The organism is Eisenbergiella tayi (assembly GCF_001881565.1).
GTDB lineage: Bacteria > Bacillota > Clostridia > Lachnospirales > Lachnospiraceae > Eisenbergiella > Eisenbergiella tayi.
Genome location: NZ_MPDJ01000023.1, coordinates 1 through 6,190, shown reverse-complemented (window position 1 = coordinate 6,190; position 6,190 = coordinate 1). Strand labels below are relative to the sequence as shown.

Below are 6,190 nucleotides of genomic sequence, written 5' to 3'. Positions count from 1 at the left end.
TCTCGGATAAATCGCTGGTACATATGTGTGTGATCCGTCCTGTGAATAGGAATGAGATGCTTTCGGTATCCGGAGTGGGCGAATTTAAGTATGAGAAGTATGGGGAAGTGTTCCTGGAGAAGGTGATTGAATTTAATAGGGAGCATGGGAAGACGGATGACCCGGACAGTTTGGGAGCGGTGGAGTTTTCCAGTCTGGATTATGATGTGGTGCAGGATTATGAAGGGGATGTTGCTGAAGCTGGAGAAGAGGCTGCTGTGAGGACTTCGGCGGGGAAGAAGAATAAGACGGAATTTGTGATGACGGAGGAGATTGCTTCCCAGCTGCATTACTCTGCGAGGATGTCCTTAAGTGATCTGGTGGGACAGATGAACGATTTGCGGGATGAGAGCACGATGAAGCGTCTGACGATAAAGGTGGTGGAGCAGATGCTGCTGGATGAGGGGCTGTTTGAATTGAAATTCGTCAACCGGATGCCGCTGCGGAAGATAACGGAGTATGGGACGGATTTCGGGATTGAAGCGGAAACGCGGATCAGTTCGAAGGGGAATGAGTATGAGGTGTTTTATTATACGGAGGAGGCGCAGAGGGGGATTGTGGAGCTGCTGCTGACGGCGGAGAATGGTGGTAAATAAGGAGGACGTGTGGGCCCTTTCGACTGTTTTGGTGACAGTGGAGAGGGCTCTATCTGTATTAGATTAGATTTTACTATTTTATACGAATATCAACGCTTTGTGTTTTGCTGCTCAAATGGTGTACGGATTATATGTGGGATAAAATGATATAGTATAGGCACATAAAAGCACTAGAATGATTATCTTTAAAATAATGGTTTTGCTTATTTCAATATGCTATACTAATAAAAAATAGGGCGATAAATTCAAGTTTAAAGTGGAGATATTACCATGAATACATTTCAGGAGAAATTATTTTGGGATTCAATAGAAAAATTTAAAAGAGAAAAATTTAGTGAGGCCCAAGAAAACGAGATTAAAGACAATAAGTGGAGAAATGAATTTATTACAAAATATCCTCGAGACTCTATAATTTCAATGACGATGAATGATTATCTTATGTCTAGGAAAAATGGTTATGGGAATCCCAATTCTTTTTGTAGAAAGATTTGTTTTAAGTTGGAATCTACTTATCCTATCCGTGTGATAAGTTGGAATACTTTCGGAATATCACTAAAGAATGGTTCACAGCTGGCTCTATCCAAGACCTTTTCGGTTGAGTTTGGTAGTGATTATGACGAAGCATTTATATCTATTAAAAATGAGATAATTAAACTATTAGATGCAATTGATAAGAATAATTATACAGCTGTTGAATGCTGTAAACTCCATAGTAATTTCAAGTATATGCTCCTATTTATTTATTTCCCAGAGAAGTTTGTCCCGGTTGCTATAAAAGAATTATTATATCAGTATTGTGGAAAAGTAGGAATGACATTTAATCCCGAAGAAGAAATGATTTATAGTAACATTGAACTCATAAATTGGAAAAATGCTGTTCCTGAGATAGCAGAATGGAGTAACACTATTTTCACTAGCTTTTGCAACTGGCTGTATAGAAGTAATCGGTCAATTGATGGCAAGTCACTTATGAGAGATATAAATATATCTACAATTTCAGAAGAAATAGATAAACTGAATCTTCAGGGAAAATCAAAGGAAGCTGTTGTTAGAGTACGTGTAAATCAGGGGGTTTTTAGGAATAAATTATTACAACGTTATAGTAAATGTTGCTTATGTGGTGTAAGTAATCCAAATCTATTAATAGCAAGCCATATTAAATCATGGAGCGAAAGTGAACCAAATGAAAAACTTGATATTGATAATGGGTTATTGATGTGTCCTAATCATGATAGATTATTTGATCAGGGGTGGCTAACTTTTGATGAGAATGGGTATGTTATTATAGCCGATGGCTTATCTGAAGGAGATAGAATAGCTTTAAATATCAATGATAATATGAAAATTACACTGACAGAAAAGAATAAAAAATATTTGTTATATCATCGTAAAAAATTTGAGGATATAAACTGTATTGAAAAGGAAAAGAAAACTTAATTGATTTGTTTATTGATTGTTTAGAAAATTATCTTTAAACTTATTGAGAAGGTGACTGAGCGAGAAATTGACATTTATAGGTGAAATAAAATATGATGGATAAAGTTTTAACAGATCCACGTAAGCTTATGACAATTGAATTGAAAAATAAAGGTATTGATATTGAGACAATATGTGTACCTGATAGAGTATACCTTTTGACTGATGATATATTTGATTATATGGTTAGTCTTGACTGTGGAGAGTATAGATTTCCAATTGGAGGAAAGTTATGGGTATTAAAGGATAATCCAATGGTTGGATTTATAAAATCAATGATGTGTTCACCTGCTATTGCAACTCAAGCGGAGGATTTGATTGCTTGTGGAGTAAAAGAGTTGATACATGTAGGGTATGCAGGCGGAATACAAAAAAATTTGTATTCTGGAGATATTGTAATAACAGAAGGCGCATATAATGATACTGCCGTAGCTCGATTATATGGATTTGATTATAAGTATATAGAAACTTCTTCTGAACTTTCAGGTGAGTTGGTAAATATAATGAAACAGCATCAGAAAGTGGTGTTTTACGGAAAAACATGGACAACTGATGCTGGGTATCATGAAACCGTGGGACAGGTGCTTTCATATAGAAATAAAGCAGCGTTATGTGTAGAAATGGAAGGTGTAGGGTTATTTACAATTGCAAAGTATCGTGAATGTGCCGCATCAGCAATTTATATTATATCGGATGTATTTGAAGATGAAGAATGGCTCTTAGGATGGAATGGAGAGGCTATTTCTAATGCTGTTAAAGCTGTGTTAGAGGTTATTATAGAAAGTATTTGAAATACAGAGTCAGTAAAAAGATTGTTCCCTGTTATCGTGTTTACTTTGAATAAAGTATAGGATAAGAATATCATAAGGATGGTTAATTGAGTGAGGCGCGGGTGATATTATGTATATTGATGAAACAATTGTTTTAGATAAGAATTTACAAACAGAATTATTGAGAGATTTTCAAGTACTGGGTAAATATTATGAAGCAGGAGACTGGCTGAATTTTGATCTTCTTTTTGAAGTAGTTGAGGTAAGTGTTAAATCTAATTATTTAAATGGTAGAATTAGTAATCAGGATTTGGAAAATATTTTTAGAAAATATAAAGTTGCTTAGAACTCCTATTACTGATAGGTTATTAATAAAAACAAATTAAGTTGCTGTCATTAACTTGATACAACCCGGCCGTGCCGACACAGATAGGAACCGGCAGAATGTATTTTACTGTACGGCGGGTAGGATGTGTGCTGGCTTTCAGTTAGAGGTATGGATATGGGACAAATGAGATAATAGATACTGTGCATGGGGCGAATCCGGCGAAAATCAGGTAGTACCGGATGGATGAAAATCCTCATTATACGAAACTGGCAAAGGTGCCGATGTATTAGTTGCAGCAGGTTATGAACTACCTGATGCTGAATGAATATCTGGCGTTGACGAACGATGAGTATGCAGTGGTGAAGTTCGCCGAGAAAGCGAAGCTTATTTTGGAAGAGGATGAGACTGTGACCATGAAGATGGTAAAGGAGCGGGAGCATCCCGTTAAAACTGTAGGAGAAAAGAAAGGGAAGAAGAGCAGGGGAGCAACGGCTTTTGAACTGGATGATGATGAGCTGTTTGAAATTCTGCGGGTCCTGCGCGCAGAACTGATGAAAAAGGAAGAGGTGCCTCTTTATATATTATTTGAATAAATCTCTGGTACATATGTTACCTGAGGCAGAGGAAATTATTAGACGATTAAAACTATTAGAATAATACGTGGAGAGGCTGTATTTCTTTTACTGTATTAGTTACGAAAAGTACCGTAAAATTTACTGTCACCGATTTGACACAGCAGGAGAATATATGTATTTTTTTTAGTCTTATAACTCTCAGAAATAAAGCGGTATGGAGGTTGGTATATGGAGTGGAAAGAACTGTTGGGAGAAGCAACAGAATATGACAAAAAACAGGCAGTTGAACGAAAGAAGCCCAAAAGCTGGTTAAAGAGTATTAGTGCATTCGCTAATACTTCTGGTGGTACATTGATTTTTGGCATATCAAATGAAGAAGAAGTGGTTGGGCTGAGTGATATCAGGTCAGATTCCGAATATATCAGCCAGAAGCTAAAAGAGAGAATCTATCCGTTTCCGGAAGTTGTTATGAAGCTTTATAAGACGGAGGATGAAAAAAATTTACTCTTTGTGCATGTCCCGGAAGGAGCTGAAACTCCCTATTATTACAGTGCGGACGGTGTTACAGAGGCATATATCCGAATTGGAAATGAGAGCGTGATTGCCGGCCCGACAGAATTAAAGCGTTTGGTGATGAGGGGCAAGAATACAAGCTACGATTTCCAAATTTCATCCTATCAGTTTGATGACTATTCTTTTACTAAGCTCCGCGAGAGATATAAGGTTTGGACTGGGAAAAGTTTGCCAGATAATGCGTATGAGTCTTTTGGTATTAAGGACAGTAATGGACATTTAACGAATGCAGGCGCTCTTATCGCAGACGAATCTCCGATCTGGTGGTCACGTATATTCTGTACCAGATGGAATGGTTTAGACAAGAGTGGCGGATTGCTGGATGCATTGGATCATACGGAATTTAACGGAAGTCTCATTACTCTTCTGAATGAAGGATTTGCCTTTGTAAAACGTAATATGAAAACTATGTGGAAAAAGCAGCCATTAGGAAGGCTGGAATTTCCGGATTACAGTGAAGACAGCGTATTTGAGGCATTAGTTAATGCGCTGATACATCGGGATTATCTTGTTAATGGCAGTGAAGTTCATATTGATATCTTTGATGATCGATTAGAAATCTATTCACCGGGTGGAATGCCCGATGGAAGTTTCATACAGGATCTGGATATCAATACAGTCAGTTCCGTGCGAAGAAATCCATTGCTTGCAGACATTTTCGGTAGATTGGGATATATGGAGCGTCAGGGAAGCGGATTAGGTAAGATTTGTAGAGCTTACGAGCATCAGGATAACTATGTTCCGGAGAAGGAACCTATTTTTACTTCGACCAGATCATCTTTTTTTGTAATTTTAAAAAATTTGAATTATGGCTTAGAATTTATCGAACAAGAACAAACGATGCCAGATGGCACTAATAATGGCACCAATGTTGGCACTATTGGCACCGATAATCAAAAAAGTGACCCTGATAGATTAGAAAAAATTATTTTAAGAATTTTAAATGAAGAGCCTGAAATTACGACACGAGAACTCGCAGAACAGTCGAAAGTATCAGTTAGAACCGTAAAAAGGATTATATCAGATTTAAAAAATAGAAATCTTTTATCAAGAGAGGGATCTTCCCGAAAAGGAAAGTGGGTAGTCATTCATAAATGAAATGAATTTTCTTAAAGCTGTAATACTGTAGTTGGCACGATGTTAGTAGAAAGGATAGGATAGTAAATTTAGAAACAGCAAAAAATTACTGTCACTGACTTGACACAACCCGGAAGAGCCGGAAGAGATGGGGAACCGGCGGAATGTATATTGCTGTATGGCGGACAGGATGTGGTTACGAACCAGTTCTTTATTGACAATAACCAGGATAATCAGGAAATGGATCCGCTTACCAGGGATCTGGTGACGGAGAGGGATCGGGACAGGCTGCGGAAGATGACCTTCTATTGCTTTACCAATGAATGCCTGCGGGATTATATCCTTCGGTATTTTGGAGAGTATGGATCGAATTACTGCGGCAATTGTGCCAACTGTCTGAGCCAGTTTGAGGAAGTGGATGTGACGGAGATTGCACGGGCCTTGATCGGATGTGTGCTGGCGTGCAGGCAGAGGTATGGGACGAATGTGATCATTGATACCGTGCATGGTGCGAATACGGCGAAAATCAGACAGTACCGGATGGATGAGAATCCTCATTATGCGGAATTGGCAAAGGTGCCGACGTATAAGCTGCGGCAGGTGATGAATTACCTGATGCTGAATGAATTCCTGGCGGTGACGAACGATGAGTATGCGGTGGTGAAGCTCACCGGAAAATCGAAGCTCATTCTGGAAGAGGATGAGACGGTGACCATGAAGATGGCGAAGGAGCAGGAGCATCCGGCTAAGGCGGCG

The 6,190-nt window shown here is 38.4% G+C and carries 5 protein-coding genes and 2 pseudogenes; all 7 read left to right on the top strand.

Features of this window, described 5'->3' with window-relative positions; all coding sequences use genetic code 11:
* A partial coding sequence (locus tag BLA28_RS33050; RefSeq protein ID WP_207650810.1) for an HRDC domain-containing protein occupies positions 1-635 on the top strand: 635 nt, incomplete at its 5' end.
* A 270-nt stretch (positions 636-905) separates the two neighbouring features.
* The gene (locus BLA28_RS33045; protein ID WP_069156699.1) at positions 906-2,072 is read left to right on the top strand and encodes an HNH endonuclease; all 1,167 of its coding nucleotides are present in this window, start codon (positions 906-908) and stop codon (positions 2,070-2,072) included.
* Between the two features lie 92 nt (positions 2,073-2,164).
* Positions 2,165-2,902 (top strand): phosphorylase family protein, encoded by a 738-nt coding sequence (locus BLA28_RS33040; protein ID WP_242880573.1) that lies wholly within the window; start codon positions 2,165-2,167, stop codon positions 2,900-2,902.
* Between the two features lie 109 nt (positions 2,903-3,011).
* Positions 3,012-3,227, top strand: coding sequence for a hypothetical protein (locus BLA28_RS33035; RefSeq protein ID WP_069156698.1), 216 nt, complete (start codon positions 3,012-3,014; stop codon positions 3,225-3,227).
* 146 nt (positions 3,228-3,373) lie between these two features.
* Positions 3,374-3,818: pseudogene (locus BLA28_RS33030) on the top strand (RQC domain-containing protein); the annotation flags it as partial.
* A gap of 194 nt (positions 3,819-4,012) precedes the next feature.
* Positions 4,013-5,455, top strand: a complete 1,443-nt coding sequence (locus BLA28_RS33025) for an ATP-binding protein (protein ID WP_069156696.1) — start codon at positions 4,013-4,015, stop codon at positions 5,453-5,455.
* Between the two features lie 105 nt (positions 5,456-5,560).
* Positions 5,561-6,190: pseudogene (locus BLA28_RS33020) on the top strand (RQC domain-containing protein); the annotation flags it as partial.